The 17,044-nt window shown below is 76.0% G+C and carries 16 protein-coding genes; 6 read left to right on the forward strand and 10 right to left on the reverse strand.

What is annotated here, in order from left to right:
• Positions 1-411: 411 nt before the first annotated feature.
• Positions 412-1,533, reverse strand: a complete 1,122-nt coding sequence (locus AC067J_RS20875) for a GlxA family transcriptional regulator (protein WP_478301251.1) — start codon at positions 1,531-1,533, stop codon at positions 412-414.
• Positions 1,534-1,693: 160 nt separating this feature from the next.
• Here AC067J_RS20875 and AC067J_RS20880 point away from each other — a divergent pair, with 160 nt between their 5' ends.
• Together AC067J_RS20880 and AC067J_RS20885 are read left to right on the forward strand one after the other, a co-directional pair.
• Positions 1,694-2,512, forward strand: coding sequence for a S1 family peptidase (locus AC067J_RS20880; protein WP_478301253.1), 819 nt, complete (start codon positions 1,694-1,696; stop codon positions 2,510-2,512).
• A gap of 193 nt (positions 2,513-2,705) precedes the next feature.
• Positions 2,706-3,683 (forward strand): GlxA family transcriptional regulator, encoded by a 978-nt coding sequence (locus AC067J_RS20885; protein WP_478301254.1) that lies wholly within the window; start codon positions 2,706-2,708, stop codon positions 3,681-3,683.
• Positions 3,684-3,769: 86 nt separating this feature from the next.
• On the opposite strand, the gene AC067J_RS20890 is transcribed toward AC067J_RS20885, so the two are convergent.
• On the reverse strand, positions 3,770-4,999 hold the full coding sequence (locus AC067J_RS20890) for an LLM class flavin-dependent oxidoreductase (RefSeq protein ID WP_478301256.1): 1,230 nt from the start codon (positions 4,997-4,999) through the stop codon (positions 3,770-3,772).
• Positions 4,996-6,348 carry an NtaA/DmoA family FMN-dependent monooxygenase gene (locus AC067J_RS20895; RefSeq protein ID WP_478301258.1) on the reverse strand — a complete coding sequence of 451 codons (1,353 nt, stop codon included), beginning with the start codon at positions 6,346-6,348 and terminating at the stop codon, positions 4,996-4,998. Before AC067J_RS20895 ends, AC067J_RS20890 begins: the two co-directional genes overlap by 4 nt.
• A gap of 292 nt (positions 6,349-6,640) precedes the next feature.
• Here AC067J_RS20895 and AC067J_RS20900 point away from each other — a divergent pair, with 292 nt between their 5' ends.
• A complete protein-coding gene (locus AC067J_RS20900; protein ID WP_478301260.1) occupies positions 6,641-7,090 on the forward strand; it encodes a hypothetical protein in 450 nt (149 codons plus the stop codon).
• Between the two features lie 210 nt (positions 7,091-7,300).
• Here the strand turns inward: AC067J_RS20900 and AC067J_RS20905 are convergent, their stop codons facing one another.
• The 5 genes from AC067J_RS20905 to AC067J_RS20925 all read right to left on the reverse strand — a co-directional run bounded on the left by AC067J_RS20905 (position 7,301) and on the right by AC067J_RS20925 (position 13,616).
• Positions 7,301-9,031 (reverse strand): caspase family protein, encoded by a 1,731-nt coding sequence (locus AC067J_RS20905; protein WP_478301261.1) that lies wholly within the window; start codon positions 9,029-9,031, stop codon positions 7,301-7,303.
• Entirely contained in the window at positions 9,024-9,371 is a 348-nt protein-coding gene (locus AC067J_RS20910; protein WP_478301263.1) for an effector-associated constant component EACC1, read from the reverse strand. Before AC067J_RS20910 ends, AC067J_RS20905 begins: the two co-directional genes overlap by 8 nt.
• 266 nt (positions 9,372-9,637) lie before the next feature.
• The gene (locus AC067J_RS20915) at positions 9,638-9,799 is read right to left on the reverse strand and encodes a hypothetical protein (RefSeq protein ID WP_478301265.1); all 162 of its coding nucleotides are present in this window, start codon (positions 9,797-9,799) and stop codon (positions 9,638-9,640) included.
• Between the two features lie 264 nt (positions 9,800-10,063).
• Entirely contained in the window at positions 10,064-13,009 is a 2,946-nt protein-coding gene (locus AC067J_RS20920; protein WP_478301267.1) for a helix-turn-helix transcriptional regulator, read from the reverse strand.
• Between the two features lie 172 nt (positions 13,010-13,181).
• A complete protein-coding gene (locus AC067J_RS20925) occupies positions 13,182-13,616 on the reverse strand; it encodes a hypothetical protein (protein WP_478301269.1) in 435 nt (144 codons plus the stop codon).
• 617 nt (positions 13,617-14,233) lie between these two features.
• Here AC067J_RS20925 and AC067J_RS20930 point away from each other — a divergent pair.
• The 3 genes from AC067J_RS20930 (at position 14,234) to AC067J_RS20940 (ending at position 15,540) form a co-directional block, all read left to right on the forward strand.
• Complete coding sequence (locus AC067J_RS20930) at positions 14,234-14,746, forward strand: hypothetical protein (RefSeq protein WP_478301271.1); 513 nt, start codon at positions 14,234-14,236, stop codon at positions 14,744-14,746.
• 244 nt (positions 14,747-14,990) lie between these two features.
• Positions 14,991-15,155: a hypothetical protein gene (locus AC067J_RS20935; protein ID WP_478301273.1), complete on the forward strand. Its 165-nt coding sequence runs from the start codon at positions 14,991-14,993 to the stop codon at positions 15,153-15,155.
• Positions 15,156-15,165: 10 nt separating this feature from the next.
• On the forward strand, positions 15,166-15,540 hold the full coding sequence (locus tag AC067J_RS20940; protein WP_478301275.1) for a hypothetical protein: 375 nt from the start codon (positions 15,166-15,168) through the stop codon (positions 15,538-15,540).
• 89 nt (positions 15,541-15,629) lie between these two features.
• On the opposite strand, the gene AC067J_RS20945 is transcribed toward AC067J_RS20940, so the two are convergent.
• The gene (locus AC067J_RS20945; RefSeq protein WP_478301277.1) at positions 15,630-16,640 is read right to left on the reverse strand and encodes a hypothetical protein; all 1,011 of its coding nucleotides are present in this window, start codon (positions 16,638-16,640) and stop codon (positions 15,630-15,632) included.
• A complete protein-coding gene (locus tag AC067J_RS20950; RefSeq protein ID WP_478301279.1) occupies positions 16,630-16,998 on the reverse strand; it encodes a hypothetical protein in 369 nt (122 codons plus the stop codon). Before AC067J_RS20950 ends, AC067J_RS20945 begins: the two co-directional genes overlap by 11 nt.
• Positions 16,999-17,044 lie beyond the last annotated feature (46 nt).

Here is a 17,044-nt window from a genome sequence, read left to right on the forward strand (position 1 = left end):
CAGGTCCGGACCGGGTCCGGAGCGGGTCCGGAGCGGGGCCGGGCGGTGTCGGGCGGGTGAACCGCCGGTCGCGGACGGGGCTGGGATCCGCGTCGCGTCGCCGGTGTGGTCGGCAGCGGCCGCACCGGGAGCGCCGGGCGGGCGCGTGACGAACCGGTGCCGGGTGGGGGCCCGCGCAGGGAGCGGGAGTCGGGAGTCGGGAGTCGGGAGTCGGGAGTCGGTGCCGACGGCTGCGGCGGCCCGACGGTCACCCGTAGCCGGGCGCGCGAACCGTCGGCGACATCGCGGCGCATGGTCCCGCCGATCGGCGCGGGGCGCGCCGCGGAGCCCCGCCGTCCGACCGGGGAGTGGCGGGTCGATGAGTCGACGGTGTCGCGGGCAGCGGGCGTCCGCCGTCCGCCGGCCCGGCGCTCACCGCGGCGGGGGACCGGCCTCCCCGGCGCCGCTGTGGCCGCCGCGGCCGCTGTCCACACCGTCCGTGGGCTTCGCGCCGTCCACGCCGTCCACGCCGTCCACGCCGCCGTCCGGGCCGCCCGCCCGCGCGTCGGACGACGTCAGCATGGCGACCGTCGACCGGAACGCGGTCCGGTAGACGCTCGGACTGGTGCCCGTGTACCGCTGGAAGTGGTGCCGGAGGTTGGCGGGCGTCCCCAGCCCGGTGCGGGCCGCGATCCTCGCCACCGGCTCGTCGCCGCGCTCCAGGAGGCGCTGCGCCCGCTGGACGCGGGAGCGCAGGAGGTACTGGAGCGGCGGCAGCCCGGTCTCCGCCCGGAAGCGGCGGGTCAGGCCGCGCACGGTGAGCCCGGCGTGGTCGGCGATGTCGTCCAGGGTCAGCGGATGGTCGAGGTGGGCCTCCATCCACCGGACGGTCGGCGCCAGGCCGGGCCCGGACGCCCCCGGCACGGCCGCGCCGCCGCCGGCCCCGCCGTCCAGGGGCCCGTTCGGGGCGTGCAGTTCCAGGAAGACCTGCCGCTCCGTCTCGACGGCGACGGGCACACCGTGGTCGAGGGTGATCAGCCGCAGGCAGAGGTCGAGGCCGCCGAGCACCCCGGCGGCGCTGTAGAACGGGTCCGCCTCCACCACGGCCCCCTGCGGGTCCACCGTGACACGGGGATGACGCCTCGACAGCTCGGCGGCGAGCCCGCGCCCGGTGGCGGCCCGGCGGCCGTCCAGCAGTCCGGTCGCGGCCAGCGTGAACGCCCCCGAGCCGACCGTCCCGATCCGGCAGCCCCGGGCGGCGGCGGCCAGCAGCGCGTCGGCCACCCCGGGCGGCGGTCCGTCCGGGGCACCGTCGGGCCCGGGCACCAGCACGGTGTCGGCGGCGCCCAGCCCGTCCAGACCGTCCAGGCCCCACGGGGTGTCGAGGCCGAAGGAGGCCGGGCCGCCGGTGCTGCGGAAGCCCGGGGCCGCGCAGTACCGCACCTCGTAGGAGACCTGCGGATGGCAGCGGGCGGCCGTGCCGAAGCACAGCCCGGGTGCGGTGAGCCGGTGGCCCGGCACACCGTCGAGCGCGAGGACGGCGATCACTGGCATGTCCAGAATTTAGCCCAGGGTGACCCCGGGGCCGCTGTCGGCCCCCGGGCCCGGAGCGAAGGATGGACGCAGACGGCACCGCAGGTCAGAGGCCTGCGGTCGCCGGTCCCGACCATCCCGCGGCGCGCCTGCGCGCGCCCCCCGAACGAACGGATCGCTCGTGTCCAAGCCCAGTTCCCGCCTGCGCCGTGCGGCGCGCACCGTCGCCGTCGCCCTCGCCACGGCCGCCTGCGCCGCGACCATGACCGCGCCGGCCGAGGCGATCGTCAACGGACAGGACGCCACCGCCCGCTACCCGTTCATGGCGTCGATCCCGATGACCGTCCCGGGCCTCGCGTTCGACGACGGCGTCTGCGGTGCGACCCTGATCCACCCCCGGTGGGTGCTGACCGCCGCGCACTGCGTCGACACGAACCTGGTGAAGCCCGACGGCATCGTGCGCATCGCCTCCGACCGCCGCACCTCCGGCGGCACGGTGCGCGGCATCGAGCGGGCCGTGACCCACCCCGGCTACGCGCTCGGCTCGCCCAACGAGAACGACCTCGCCCTCGTGCGCCTCGACCGGCCCGCCCCGCAGACGCCGATCCGGATCGCGGACCGCCCCGGGGCCCCGGGGACGCCGACCCGGCTCCTCGGCTTCGGCACCGTCGTCGACACCACGGACATCACCAAGGCCGCCTTCGCCGGGCGGCTCCAGCAGCTCGACACCCGCCGCGGCGCCGTCGACGAGTGCACGCCCGGCCGCGCGGGGCTGACCCGGCTGTGCACCATCAGCCAGGAGCCCGGGGCGATGGCCTGCATCGGGGACTCCGGCGGCCCGCAGATCCAGCGCGGCCGGGGCGGGCGCTGGGAGCTGATCGGAACCACGTCCGGCGACGGTGACACCGACCCCACCTGCTCGACCGGCCCCGGGCTCTACACCAGCGTGCCGGCGTACGCGGACTGGATCCGGGCGACCATCCGGACCTACGGGGACTGACGCCCCACCCGTCCGGCGCGCCCGGCCGTGCGGCGTGCTCCGCCGTCGCCATCGCTGTCGCTGTCGCCGCGTGGTGCGCCCGCCCGTCCGGTGGCCCGGCCCGTCCGGCGCGCCGGACGGGCCCGCGCGTCCTCCCCGGCGAGCGCCCACCCTCCCCGTCCGTGTCCGAACCCTCCCGGAATATCCTTCCACCATGCCAGTGATCGCCGTTCTCGCACTCGACGGCCTGCCCGGACACCACCTCACCACCCCGGGGCTGGTGTTCGGCGCCGCCGCCCGCGACCGTCCCGCCGCCGCGTACGACGTCCGGCTGTGCGCCGTGGGCGACGGCCCGGGCCCGGCCCGGATCGGGTCGCCCGCCCCGGCCGCGATCACCCTGCCGTGGGGCCTGGAGGGCGCGGCCGGCGCGGACGTCGTCCTGCTGCCCGCCCACGAGGCCGGCGAAGCCCACCGTGACCGCCCCGCACCGGAGTTGCTCGACGTCCTGCACGCGGCCGCCGAGCAGGGCGCCCGGATCGGGGCCGTGGGCACCGGGGTGTTCGTCCTCGCGGCCACCGGCCTTCTCGACGGGCGCCGGGCCACCACCGGATGGCGGCACCAGGAGGAACTGGCCCGGCGGCACCCCCGCGTCGAGGTCGACCCCGCCGGGACGCTCGTCAGTGACGGCCCCTTCCTGACCTCGGCCGGGGTCTTCGGCGGGATGGACGTCTGCCTGCGGGTGCTCGCCGAGGACCGCGGCGAGCAGGTCGCCGGCGAGACCTGCCGCGAACTGCTCAGCCCGCTCCTGGTCCACGCCGAACGGGTCCGCGACGGCATCGACCGCCGGCTCGCGGACAGCAGCGGACTCGACGACACCCTGAGCTGGCTGGAGACCCGGATCCACCTGCCGCTGACCCCGGCCGACATCGCGGCGCACGCCGGCATCAGCGTCAGCAGCCTCAACCGCCGCTTCCGGGCGCGCACCGGGGGCAGCGCCGCGAGCTACCTGCTGCGCCTGCGCCTCCGGCGGGCCCGCGAACTGCTGGAGCGCACCGACGAACCGGTGGAGGCGGTCGCGGTCCGGACCGGCTTCGGCTCCCCGGCGGGCCTGCGGCACCACTTCGCGCAGCTCACCGGCACCACGCCCAGCGCCTACCGCGCCCGCCACCGCACCACCCCGCCCGGCCCCTGACGTGCGGCCGGGCCGGGCCGGGGAGGCCGGCCGAGTGGGAAGCCCGCCAGCCCGTCAGCCCGCCAGCCCGCCAGCCCGTGGGCCCGTCAGCCCGTGCGCTCGGCCGCGTAGCGGTTGGCGGGCCGGGGCAGGCCGAGGTGGCCGCGGAGGGTCCGCGCGGTGTACTCCGTCCGGAAGGCGCCGCGACGCTGGAGCTCGGGGACGAGTCCGCGGGCGATCGCCACGAGGTCGTGCGGCAGCCGGCCGGGGCGCAGCCGGAACCCGTCGAGCCCCGCCGTGTGCCGGTCGAGGAGCAGGTCGGCGAGTTCGGAGGGCGTCCCCGTGAAGATCTCCGCGTCGGAACGCAGCGGTGCGCCGTCGAGTCCGTCGAGGCGGTCCCGTTCGCGCGCCGCCTCGCCGGGGCGTTCGTCGAGGAGGACCAGGAGGTCGGCGAAGACCTTGAGCGGCAGGTCGGCCGGCCTGCCGACCGCGGCCCGGGCGGCCGCGACCTCGGCCAGGATCGCTTCGGTGCCGGCGGGGGAGTGCGGGGTGACGAAGACCAGGTCGGCGCCCTTGGCGGCCAGTTCGTAGGGGATGCGCGCGTGGGCGAGGACGGCGACCGGCGGCTGGCCCTGCGGCGGGCGCGGGGTGATGGACGGGCCGCGGACGGCGAAGTGCTCACCGGTGAAGTCGATCGGGTGGAGGCGGCCGCGGTCGAGGTAGCGGCCGGTCGTGGTGGAGCGGATCTCGGCGTCGTCCTCCCAGCTGTCCCAGAGCCGCCGGACCACGTCGACCACGTCGGCGGCCTCGTCGAAGAGCGGGGCGAGGCGCTTGGAGATCGTGTCGGGGTCGTGGATGTCGTCGATGGTGAGCTGCGGTGTGCTGCGGCGGCCGAAGTGGGCGGCGTCGTCGGCGCGGGAGGAGAGCTGCGGGCGCCAGCCGGCCCGGCCGAGGCTGGTGAAGTCGAGGGTGGCGAGGGCCGTGGAGAGGTGGAACGGCTCGGTGTGGGTGATGTTGGTGGTCGGCACCAGCCCGATCCGCGAGCTGAGCGGTGCCACCCGGGCGGCGACGAGGACGGCGTCGAGCCGGCCGCGAACCTGGTCGGTCCGCTCGTCCGGCCCGGTGGGGTCGGCGGACTGGAGGGCGAGGGTGTCTTCGAGGGTGACCAGGTCGAGCAGGCCGTGTTCGGCTTCGGCCACCAGGTCGGCCCAGTAGCGGGCGGTGAACAGCTCGCCGGGGCGGGCGTCCTCGGCGCGCCAGGCCGCGGGGTGCCAGCCGGCCCCGTCGAGCGCGACGGCGAGGTGCAGCGGAGGCCGGTCCGGCCGGGTGCGGCTCATGCGGTGGCCTCCTGTGCCGGTCGGCGGGCGTCCGTCAGCCCGAGGTGGTCGCGGAGCGTGCTGCCGCTGTAGTCGGTGCGGTACACGCCCTTCTCCTGGAGCAGGGGCACCACCCGGTCGACGAGTTCGTCGAGTCCGCCCGGGGTCAGGTGCGGGGTGATGACGAACCCGTCCGATCCGTCGCTCTGCACGAACTCGTCCATCGCGTCGGCGACTTCACGCGGCGTACCGATGAACGTCTGCCGGCCGGTGACCTCGGTGACCAGCTCGCGGACGCTCAGGCCGCGCTCCTGGGCCAGGGTGCGCCAGGTGCGGGCGGTCTCGGCCCGGTCGATCCGGAAGAGTGCGTGTCCCTGGAGCAGCAGGCTGTCCGGATCGGGGTCGATCTCCGGCAACGGGCCGTCCGGGTCGTAGCCGGAGAGGTCGCGGCCCCAGACGGCCTCCAGGTGGGCGATCGCCGTCTGCGGGCTGATCTGTGCCCGGCGGATCTCGGCGGCGTGCTCGTGTGCCTCCTCGGTGGTGTCGCCGAGCACGTAGGAGACGGCGGGCAGGATCTTGAGCTGGTCCGGCGTGCGGCCGTGGCCGGCGAGCCGGCCCTTCACGTCGCGGTAGAAGTCCTGTGCCTCGGCGAGCTTTCCGTACCGGCTGAAGATGACGTCGGCCTCGGCGGCGGCGAACTCCCTGCCCTGCGGGGACTCTCCGGCCTGGATGACCACGGGGTGGCCCTGCGGCGGGCGCGGCGTGTTGAACCGGCCGGCGATGTCGAAGTGCGTGCCCCGGTGGGTGAAGGCGCCCGCCCCGGGCCGGACGAACCGGCCGGCCGCGGTGTCCGCGAGGACGTCGCCGTCCGCCCAGCTGTCCCACAACTCCCGTGCGGTCTGCAGGAACTCGGCGGCCCGGGTGTACCGGTCGGCCTCCGCGAGGAAGCCGCCGCGGCGGAAGTTCTCGCCGGTGAAGTCGTCCCAGCTGGTCACCACGTTCCAGGCGGCCCGGCCCTCGCTCAGGTGGTCCAGTGCGGCCAGCCGCCGGGCCACCTCGTACGGTTCGTTGAAGGTGGAGTTGACGGTGGCGGCGAGCCCGATCCTGGAGGTGACGGCCGCGAGCGCGCTGAGCACGGTCAGTGCCTCGGGGCGCCCGGCGACGTCCAACTCGTAGAGCTCGCCCTTGTGTTCACGCAGCCGTAGGCCCTCGGCGAGGAAGAAGAAGTCGAACTTCCCCCGCTCGGCGGTCCGCGCCACGTGGGTGAAGGTCTCGAAGCCGATCTGGCTGCCGGCGCGCGGGTCGGACCAGACGGTGGGGTTCCCGATCCCGGGAAGGAACACGGCGAGGTGGATCTGCTTACCTGGCACGACGAACGACCGCCTCCTGTCAGCCCGTTGGTCCGGGCCCGCCCATCCTGCGCAGGCCCGGGGAGCGCGGGCAACCGCCGCAACCAACTGTTCACGGGCGGCAACGGGGCGCCATGCGGGGACACCGCAGCGGCGAGATTTGGACAGATGAAGGCTGAAACCGGAAGTAGTCTTCAAAAACAAGGTTGGAATACAATATTCCGATTGAATCCATGGCAGTATGTGAGGTGTGAAGCGTGAAATGTCACATGGCTTCCAATGGACATCCCTACCCACGAACGGGAAACACCCGATGAATCGGCTCCTCGCCATTCTTGCCGGCAGTACTCTCCTGACCGTCGCCGGCGCCGCTCAGGCCTCCGCCCAGGTCGCCGACCGGGCCTCCGGGGAGGCCGCGTCCGCCGCCGTCACGAGGACCTGCGTGACCGGCTACCGTGGCGTCGTGGTCAACGAACTCTGCGCCGTCGTCTACGGGAACGAGGTCTCGTTCTCCGCCACGGCCGAGCCGCTCGGCGTCTCCTGGACGTCGCGCAAGGTCGGCTTCACCTTCACCGCCTCGGTGGTCGGCGGCCCCCAGCTCGGCGCCTTGAAGCCGGCCCCCGTCGTCCCGCGCAGCGGCGTCGAGGTGGGCCGGATCACCGGCTCCGCCCCGTGCGGCTCGACCGTCGAGGCCCTGGTCGACGTCACCGAGTGGGGCTGGCCGCCGTCGACCGCCACCCTCGCGGTGCCCGTGGTCTGCTGATTTCCCTCGGGGGGTACGGGCCCTGCCTGGCCGGTCAGGCAGGGCCCATCCCGCCCGACCCCGCCGCCTCCGAAGCGCCGCCTCCTGTGACCTGCCTCCTGCGGTCTGTCTTCCGGTTCCTGTCTCCGCTGCCTCCCGCCTCCCCGCCTCCCCGCCTCGTGACGGGGTCGGGACGGGGTCGGGACAGGAGGGCGTCGGGACGGGACGGCGTCAGGACAGGACGGCGGCGATCAGGGCGACGTTGCCGCCGCCGAAGTTCCGGTCGAGCGTGATCCGGACGTCGAGCGGCTGGGTGGCGTCGCGGGGGCGGTAGGTCAGCGTGTGGACGAGGTAGTAGTTGGCGTTGAGCGGGCCGGGGGTGCTGCCGGCCGTGTCCGTGTAGGCCTCGGCGCTGCCGTCGCGCAGGGACGCGACGCAGCGGAGTGCCGCCTGGTGGTACCCCGTGTACAGGCGCAGGACCCGGGTGCCGGTGCCGCCGGGGACCGAGAGCCGGAAGCCCGCCCCGTCACCGCCCTGGAACACCACGGTCCGGGCCGCGTGGACGGACTCGTAGGGGGTGCCGCCGTGCCAGGAGAACGTGACCGGCTGGTCGCGGTAGTGGATCCGCCACGGCGGATCGGAGCCGAGCCGGACCGGGTCCCCGATGAGGAAGGCGCCCGTGCGGCGGGTGACGCAGTACCGGCCGTCGGGGCACTGCTGGGAGGTGGGGCCCTGCACATAGGTGTCGGTACTGTTCGCGTCCGTCGGGAGGTAGCCCCAGTGGACCCAGTCGAGGCTGTCCCCGGCGGAGAGGTCCACGTCGGTGGCGGGCAGGATCTCCCGTGAGCCGGTGAGCTCGCCGCCACCGGCGGCGGCTCGCGGGCTCGTGGCGTCCGTCCCCTTCGGGGCGGCGGGGAGTCCGCGACCCCCGAGGGCGGGGGCCAGTGCGTAGCCGGTGACGGCGGCGACGAGCGCCAGGGCCACGGGCAGGGCGAGACGCCGGACCGGGTGCGGCGGCCGGCGGCCGCTCGCGCTGTCCGTGCGTATGTCCGTGCGAGTGCCCGTGCGCGTGTCCGGGGGTGTGCCCGGAGGCGGGGCGGGTGTGTCGGCGGCTGCCGGTCCCGGGCCCGCCGCCGTGCTCGCGCTTCCGGGTGCGGCGCCGTCCGCGGGTGCGTGCGGGGGGCCGGGCGCGGCGGCGGCGTTGCGGGCGATGACGAACAGGTCGGCCTCTCCGGTCACCAGCCGGGTCGGCGCCGGCTTGCGGTCGCGGGCCAGGTTGTCCGCCAGGCGCTCGTAGACCTCGCGGATGGTCAGTTCGGCCGGTCCGCCCTCGATGCCGGTCTCGATGATCTCCGCCAGGTAGCGGGTGAAGACGGTGTGGGGGCGCCCGTCGTCGGAGTCCTGCTCGAACCGTGCGGTCCCGTAGGGCCCGGCGGCGCCGATGACCGTGACGCCCCTGATGTCCGGCACGGTGGCCAGGGTGATGAGGTCGCGCTCGGGTGCCAGCGTGCCCTCGCGGGTGACGGCGAGTCCGGCGTGGCAGCAGTCCAGGATGACGATCTTGGTGTCGGCGCGGCTGTGCCGCAGGGCGTGGCGGACCGCCTCGAACTGCAGACTGGTGGTGGCCCGCCGCTCGGCGTCCGACCGCGTTCCGGGCAGGGCCAGGCAGAGCTCGTTCCGGTCGTCGGCCTGCCCGTGGCCGACGTAGTAGAACAGGGCCGTGTCGCGGGCGTCGGCGAACAGGTCGACCAGCCGGTCCGGCAGGTTCTCGTGGCCGGGGACGTCCAGCAGTACCGAGACCCGCTCCTCGGGCCAGCCGCACAGGTCGCCGGTGAGCAGTCCGTGCATCCGGGCGATGCTGTGCGCCGCGGCGGGCACCTGGGTGAGGTGCCGGTAGCCGGCCGTGCCGACGAGGACCGCCGCCGAACGCGAGAAGTCGCGGACGCCGGAACGGTCATTCACCGAGGAGCCGCTCCAGTACGGGCAGCACGTCGTCGACGTTCTCCGCTTCGAGGGTGAAGCTCCGCTCCCCGTGGACGACCTCGACCCGGAAGTTCTTGCGCCGCGAGCGGATGAACTCGGGGAGCACCCGGATCGCCGCCACCAGACCGGAGGATCCGCCCAGCACTGCCAGGACGTCCAGTGCGCCCTGTTCGCCCGGGCCGGGCGTCCCGGCACGGCGCACGACCGCCGCCTCGGGCCCGGTCTCCGTCAACCATCGTTCCAGGGAGCCCAGTTGCTCGGGCTCCGACACCGAGATCCGGACTTCTCCGGTTCTTGACCCACTCCGCTCGGATGTCACGGCACTCCTCGTGGCGAACGCCTCCTCGGACAGCCGACAGTGTGCCAGAGGGCGGTTCCGTGCGGAGCGGAAATGCTGCGAAATCCGCTGCGGTGCGAGTGACTTGGCAGTCCGGTAGGGGGCCGGAGTTGGTCGGAGCGGGCAGGTGCTCCGGCTGCGCGGGCCGCACCGTCCGCGACGTCGTCAGCGGTGTGCGCCGCCCGCCCCGGGCCGGCCCCGGACCGCGCCGGCCCGGGGCGGGCGCGCCGGTCCGTCGGCGCGAGCGGTCACGCGGATCCGGGACGGCTCAGCCTGGCGAGACGCACCAGGGCGAGCGGGTGCTGGGCGGCCCTGCGCGGGGAGGGGGAGATCCGTACCGTGGCACGCGCCCGGTCCTCGGCGCACAGCGGCGCGGCGGGCGGGTTCATCGAGTGGTGACGTGCACTCATGTCGTCGGAGCCTTCCTGGTCGGGGGCGCGGCGGCCCTTCTCGCCGGCAACTCCAGGGAACCGGCCCGGACCGCCCGGATCAATGCGGGTGACTACCTAACGACCTGGGGGAACGCTGGGGGAGCCACCCGGGAACGGGGCGGCCCGGGGTCCGGCCGGGGCCGCAGCCCCGGGTCGTCGCCCTGCGGCCGCCCCGCCGGTCCGGCCCCCCGCAGCCGCACCCCGGTGCCGCGGCGCGCCCGCGACTCCCCGAAGCGCCGCAGGTCAGACCGGGTTCCCGTCCGCCGGACCGTCCCCGCCCTCGTCCGCATCGGCCTTCGCGAGGGCCCGCGCAGTCTCGGCACGGCTCGTGCCCAGCTTGTGGAGCACGTTCGCCACGTGGTGCTCCACCGTCCGGGGCGAGAGGAACAGCGCCTGGGCGATGTCCTGGTTGCCGGCGCCCTGCGCGAGGAGTTCGGCGACCTGGCGCTCCCGGGGCGACAGGCGCTTGCCGTAGCCGCGGCGCCCCGGCGAGCCGGTGTTGCCGAGGTCCAGGTCGCGGCGGAGCTTCTGGCAGCGCGCGATGTCGGAGGTCGCCGCCACGTCCAGGTAGACCCGCTCCGCGGCGGCGATCCGCTCGGTCGCCCGGACGCGGTCGTGCGGCGCCAGCGCGGCGGCGATCCGCTCGTCGGCCCGGGCCGCCTCGTACGGCCGGCCGATGTCGTGCCACTGGTCCCGGGCCCTGGTGAACGCCTGGTCGGCGCCGGGTTCGCCGGCCGCGCTCAGCAGCAGTCCCCGGGCGAGTTCGATGGCCGCCGACACCGCCGGGGCGCCCCGGTCGGCGAGGGCGTCCGCGGCCTCCTCGGTGACGGCGCCCGCCAGGGCGCGGCCGCCGGTGGCGATGAGCGCCTCGACGGCGACCGGCAGCAGTTCGGCGGTACGGGCCCAGGCGCCGGCCTGGCGCGCGGTGGTGAGGGCGGGGCCGACCGTGGCGGCGGCCGCGACGGGGTCGCCCTCCAGCAGTTGCAGGCCCGCGAGCCCGGCGGCGGCGCGCAGCGCGGCGGTGACCTGGGACTCCCGCTGGCCGTACCGGCCGGCGATCTCGAACTCCTCGCGCGCCAGCGCCAGCCGGCCGCGGGCGGCGGCCAGCCGTCCGAGCAGCAGGGAGCGTTCGGCCCCGGCCATCGCCAGGTCGTCGAACTCCGCGCCCAGCGTGTCGAAGCGCTGTTCCAGCCCCTGCCAGCGGCCGGCCAGCATGTCCAGCCGGATGAGCGCGAGGCGGCTGTAGCACTCCAGGTAGGGGATGGCCGCCTGCCGGGCCAGCCGCCGGCTCTCCGCGAGGAGGTGCGAGGCCCGCCGGTCGTAGCCGAGTTCGATGGCGATCTCGCCCGTGTTGTACAGCGCCCGGGTGGTCTGCCGCATGATCTCGGGACGCTCGGACGAGCGGGGCAGCTCGTCCAGCCGGTCCCAGACCGCCGGGTCGCCGTCCCGGGCCAGGAAGGTGAGGGAGGTGGCCAGCACCGCGGCGGCGACGTCCTCGTCGGGGCTGTCCGCCAGCAGGCGGTCCGCCCGCGACAGCCAGTCCGCCGCGTGCCGGCCGGCGCCGTCGCGCTCGTCCATGGCGATCGCCACCATGGCCCGGGCGGCCCGGGCGGGGCGCTCCTCCAATTCGTCCAGGGCCTCCCGGATCCGGTCGAATCCGGCCCGGTTCCCGCTGTGGACGGCGGTGAGGAAGCCGAGCGCGAGGCGGATCTCGCCGCGGTCCGCGACCGGTAGCCGGGGGTCGGCGATCATGCCGCTGAGCACCTGGATGCTGGCCGCCGGGTCCACGTCGTCGGCCGCGAGCCGGGCCAGCGCGAGCGCGGCCCGGCCGCGTCGCTGCGGGTCGAGGCCCGGTTCGTCGAGGAGGCTGCGCAGCATCGCGCGGGCACTGCCCGGGTCGCCGAGGGCCACGGCCTGGTCGGCGGCGGCCTGGGCGAGGTCCTGCCAGGCGCGGCGGTCGCCCATGGCGAGCGTGTGGTGGGCGATCTGGACCAGCGGCCGGGGGACGCGGGTGTCCAGGGCCTCGACCGCCCTGCGGTGCAGCAGCCGGCGCTGCGGACCGGGGACGCGCTGGTAGGCGACCTGCTGCGCGAGCACGTGGCGGAAGGCGTAGCGGTCCGGGGCGCTCTCGTGGAGGACGGCCGCGTGCAGGGCCTCCGTCAGGCCGTTCGCGCCGGGGCCGGGTTCGAGGCCGGCGACGGCGGCCAGCAGGTCCTCGTCCGCGGGGACGGCGAGGACGGCGGCGGCGGCCACGACGGCGTCACCGTCGCCGCTGAGCCGGGCGAGCCGTTCGGTGACGGCGTCGCGCAGCCCCTGCGGCACGTCGCGCCGGGCCAGCTCGGCGGCCAGGTCGCCGGCCGGATCGGCGCCGCCCGGACGGCTGCCCGTCCTGCCCTCGGTCCGGGGCCGTTCGGCGATGGCGAGCAGATCCTCCTCCGCCGTGAGGGGCAGGCCCTGGCTGCGGTCGAAGAGGACCCGGGCGAGGTCGGACGTGGCGCGCGGGCCGAGCGCGGCACGGGCCAGCTCGTGGACGTCGGGCTCGGTCAGCGGGCCCAGCCGGATCAGTGCACCGGCCACGCCGGGCGGGCGCCGGTAGGCGGCGCCGAACGCCGGGGCGTCGGGCGGCATGTCCTCGGCGCGGTAGGTGACGGCGAGGGCGAGCCGCGGCGGCATGTCGCGGGCCAGCTGGAGCAGCAGGTCGCGGGTCGCGTCGTCGGCCCAGTGCAGGTCCTCGATCACCAGGACCGCGTCGTCGAGGGCGCCGAGCAGCGCGCGCAGGCCCTGGACCAGCAGGTGGCGCCCGGAGAGCAGGCCCTCACCGCCGGCCGGCGCGGGGGGCAGGAACGGGGCGAGGTCGGGCAGGACCCAGCGCAGCGCGCCGGCGCTGGGCGGGAGGTCGCCGGGCGGGGGCAGCAGGGCGGCGGCGTCCCGCAGGGCTTCCACCACCGGGCCGAACGGCAGGGGTTCGCGCAGCGGGTGGCAGAGGCCGCTGAGCACGGCGCGTCCGGGGCCGGTGCCGGCCGCGACGGCTTCGGCCACCAGGCGCGACTTGCCGATGCCGGCCTCGCCCTCGACGACGAGTACGGCGGGCGGGTGCGACAGCGCGTCGCGGGCGCGGGCGAGTTCGTGGTCGCGGCCCACGAGCGGGAATCCGGCGCCGTGGGCGGTCGGGGGCTGAGGCCGGCTCATCGCCGCGGTGCCTTGGGACGGTCCTGGCGGGCGGCACATCCTGTCTGGGCGGGCATGCCCCTATGATGCCCCCGCCCCCGGCGGGGGCGTCGGGCGGGCCCGGTCCGACGGCCGCCGAAGGACCGGTCCCGGTTCCGGTCCCGCGCCGGCCGGCCGGCCGGCGCGGCTCACCTCACCCCGGCAGGCCGACGGGGACGCCGCCCGGGATTCCGGCAGGGATGCCGGTGGGGACGCCGTCAGGGACCCGGACGAGGGGCCGTACGACGCGGCCCGGTGCCTCGACGACCTCGCAGCCCGCCCGCGCCAGTCGTGCGACGGTCTCCGCGGCGGCGCGGTCGTCGAGCGAGAAGACGAACGGTCCGGGGACCAGGACGACGTCCACCCACCCGTCCTCAGCCGCCGCCAGCAGGTTCTCCAAGGCGGGCAGCGGGCCCCGGGCGGACCGGCCGTGGTCGGCGTAGACGTCCGGGAACGGCAGTCCCCGCCGGACGGCCAGCATCTCCATGGCGGTGCGCACGTACTCCGCCTCGCGGGTGTCGTAGGGGTGGCACCGCAGGTACATCGCGGGCCGTCGCACCGATCGCACCGGCGGTTGGGCGTCGTCCATGCCGTTCACCTGGCCTTGCTCGTCGTGAAGCCGTCGGGAAGCCGTCATCGAGCCGTCGTGAGGCCTCTCGTGAGGCCCGTCCTGAGGCCGGTCGTGAGGCCGGTCGTGAAGCTCCTCGTGACGGGACGGCGGTGCCTGGTGCGGTGCCGCCGGTACCCCTGTGGCCGCTGTGACTCGTGCGGCGCCCCGGGCCGATGGTCAAGCGGACCTCCGGAACGGTGCGGGGAACAATGCGGGTGACTACCCATCTCTCGTTCCCTGTCCCGGTCCGGCGGCGCCGGACCGGGACACGGGCCGCCCGCCTGTCGCGCCCCGTCCCGCTTCGCCCCGCCCCGCCCCGTCGCGATCGCGGGGGAGCGGCGCCGTCCGCCCGTGGCCGCTCCCGTTCGTGGCCGGTTCCACCGGCGCGCGCGGGCCGGGTTCCGGCGCGCCTCCACCGGATGGTTTTCGGTCACGGATGCACTATCTAAGGCCCGTTCCCCGCCGGAGGCGCAGATGTGGGTGGGAAGTGCCGTATTCCATGGCAGTATCGATGTTGCGATGTGACATATCACATTGTGTTCGAAGGGTGTCGGCCCCACACGGCATGCCTCGCCGACCCTCAGGAGAGAAGTCCCGTGAAGCGATCCGCCCTTGTCCTCGCCGCCGCGCTCGCCGTCGCCGGTCCGCCGGCCGCAGCCGCGGCAGCTCCCGCAAACACCCCCGCAATCGCCCCCGCATCCGCAGCCGTCCCGGCGGCCGCCCCCGTGACCGTGGCCGGCTCCGCTGCGGCGACGACCACCGCGACGACCACCGCGACGACCACGTGCGGCCCCGCCGTGGTGATGATCAACAGGCTGAACTCGGTCTGCGTGACGGTCGACGGCACCTCGGTCAGCGTCTACGGCACCAGCATGCAGCTGGTCCCGGGGCCCGGCCGGAGCTTCCTCTACACCACGTCCGCGGCCGTCGTCGGCGGAGCCGCGCTGGGTGCCCGCAGCGGCTCCACCTACCTCGGCGCCGGAACCGGCTACGTCAGCGGCCCGCGGACCGAGGCGCCCTGCGGCTCGACGGTCCGGGCGTCCTTCGCGCTGACGGACTTCGGTACCCCGCCGCCCGCCTCGACCGTGGACGTCCTCGTCACCTGCTGATGCAGGGCCCGCCCCGGGCTGCCGTTGCGCGGCCCGGGGTGACCCCGTCCGCGCGGGTGCCGCCGCGGCCGCCGCCGAAGCCCGGGGCGGCCGTGGCGGAGCCGAAGGGTAGGGGTCGACCGGCCCCGGGGGAGCGGAACGCGGACGCGCCGGTCCCGTACGTCCGTTCGATCCTCATGCGTTGATTCGGTCCCGGCTGGGGGCCGACCTTCGGGGCGGTCCCGGGGCCCTACGCTCGGCGGCCATGTACAGGACACTGTGGAGCCGTTCCGTCCTCGCCCTCGTCGTGCCGGCCCTCGTGACCGGCCTGTTCCTCGCGGCCGTGCCCGCCCGGGCCGCCACGGCCGCGCCCCTGCTACCAGTACCGGTCACGCTGGTGAGCGACCGGCCGACGACGCCCCCCGGGTGACTCGTTCACCATGACGGTGACCGTCACCAACCCGCACGACACCCCGATCCGCTTCGTCTTCCAGACCGTCCAGCAGACCTACGACACGATGACCGACCTGTCCCGGGGCCTCAAGTACGAGCTGACCGCCTGCAACGGAGCGCCGTACCCCCAGACGCCCTGCGGCAACTCCCAGGCCGGAGGCGTGGGCGCGTACTACGCCCTGCCGCTGGCGGCCGGAGCCAGTACGAGTTTCACCCTGACCTATGCCGTCGCCCCCGACTCCGCCTGCGGGAGCGGGCTGAACGTCGACTTCTACTCGTACGTCTACTACGAGTACGACGGCGGAGCCGCCACCAACGACGGCCTCACCGGCGGCACCGGCACGGACGTCGGCTGCCCCTGAGACTGTGCCCCGAACGGGCCGGCGACGCGGCGAGGTGCGCGCCGCCGGGCCCGCTCGGGGTTCGGGCACCGGGCCGGGACGGCCGGAGGTCAGCGAGCCGGGCCGGGCCGTTCGGCGCCGTGGTCCTGCCCGGGCGCGCGGACGTCGGAGGTGTGGACATCGGACGCGTCGAGGAGGCCGCGGAGCAAGGGGGCGAACCGGGGGACCGCGACATCGGGCGGCCAGGGCCGGTACGCGATGGTGTCGTGGGCGTGGACGGCGATCCGCAGGGCGGGCCAGAAGCTGTCGGACACGTCCCCCGTGGCGCCGTACCCGGCGGCCGCCGCGCCGATGAGCCGCTGCCAGGCGTCCGGTGCGCGCGCCCCGAGCGACCACCGCAGTTCGATCAGCTCGCCCACCGGCCACCCCAGGTCGTACGCCGCCGGGGCAAGACAGACGTCCTCGCCGATGAACACCGCGGTCCGGCCTCCCGGCCCGCCGGGCAGCAGTGCACCGAGCCCGGGTGCACCGTGGCAGAGCACCCCGCCGGCGCCCGGTGCCAGGGCGCTCGCACAGCCGCGGAGCAGGGTGGCGTAGCGCCGTGCGCCCAGCGCACCGCGCAGCAGCCGCGCACCGGGGACGGGTGAGTCGCCGGTGAGCCAGGCGTGCAGCCTGCGCAGGGCGCGGGAGGGGGCGGGCGCCGGGAGCCCCGGCGGCAGCGGCGTGCGGTGCAGGCCGGCCAGGAGGCGGCCGAGAGCGCCGACGGCGTCCACGAGTGCGGTGTGTGCCGGGTCGTCCTCCGTCGCGCCGGCGCCCAGCAGCAGGAGGTGGGCCGCGCTGAGCGGGCTGTGCGCGGTGTAGTGGCGGCGTCCGAGGCCGTCCTCCTTCCCGACGAGCCAGCCGGCGCCGACGGTCCCGGCGGTCCCGGCGGTCCCGACGGTCCCACCGGTCCCGGGGACCGGGGCCAGGCCGGCGAGCAGCTCGGCCAGCCCGGGGGAGGAGGACGCGAAGGGGGACGGCGCGTGCGGGCCGGGCGAGCGCGACCAGAGGTAGCCGTGCGCGGTGCGGCGCACGGTGGTGTGCAGCAGGCCGGTCCCGAACTCCGCGGTTTCAGCGGCCACGGCCCGCTCCCGGAGCCGGGACGGGCGCCCGGTCGGCCGCGGGGGTCGGGGCGCCGGCGACACCCCCGTGGCCGCCGGCATCCCCGGTCGTGTCGGGCCCGGCCACCCCGCCGAGCCCCTTCCCCCCGTTTCCCCCGTCCCCCCTGCGGGCCCCGCCCCCGCCCCCGCCCGCGTCAGCGTCAGCGCCGTTGCTGCGCCCGGCCCCGCTCGGTTGCCCGCCCCCCAGGGGCGCCCTCGGTTCCTCCGCGGGCGCGATCGGCCAGTGCAGCGGCAGCGGCGGCAGCAGCTGCACGGCGTCGGCGTCGGCGGCGGTGGTGGTGGCGTCGGCGCCGTCCTGGACGGTGCGGGCGTTCTGCACGGTTCTTCTCCTGCGGTGTGCGGGGCGGCCACCCGGGCGCCTCGAT

Source organism: Kitasatospora sp. NPDC042419 (genome assembly GCF_056437345.1).

Bases quoted from the DNA above. Each gene is read 5' to 3' on its own strand.
- AC067J_RS20875 (WP_478301251.1), bottom strand. From the start codon at position 1,533: ATGCCAGTGATCGCCGTCCTCGCGCTCGACGGTGTGCCGGGCCACCGG.
- AC067J_RS20885 (WP_478301254.1), top strand. From the start codon at position 2,706: ATGCCAGTGATCGCCGTTCTCGCACTCGACGGCCTGCCCGGACACCAC.
- AC067J_RS20890 (WP_478301256.1), bottom strand. From the start codon at position 4,999: ATGAGCCGCACCCGGCCGGACCGGCCTCCGCTGCACCTCGCCGTCGCG.
- AC067J_RS20900 (WP_478301260.1), top strand. From the start codon at position 6,641: ATGAATCGGCTCCTCGCCATTCTTGCCGGCAGTACTCTCCTGACCGTC.
- AC067J_RS20915 (WP_478301265.1), bottom strand. From the start codon at position 9,799: ATGAGTGCACGTCACCACTCGATGAACCCGCCCGCCGCGCCGCTGTGC.
- AC067J_RS20920 (WP_478301267.1), bottom strand. From the start codon at position 13,009: ATGAGCCGGCCTCAGCCCCCGACCGCCCACGGCGCCGGATTCCCGCTC.
- AC067J_RS20925 (WP_478301269.1), bottom strand. From the start codon at position 13,616: ATGGACGACGCCCAACCGCCGGTGCGATCGGTGCGACGGCCCGCGATG.
- AC067J_RS20935 (WP_478301273.1), top strand. From the start codon at position 14,991: ATGTACAGGACACTGTGGAGCCGTTCCGTCCTCGCCCTCGTCGTGCCG.
- AC067J_RS20940 (WP_478301275.1), top strand. From the start codon at position 15,166: ATGACGGTGACCGTCACCAACCCGCACGACACCCCGATCCGCTTCGTC.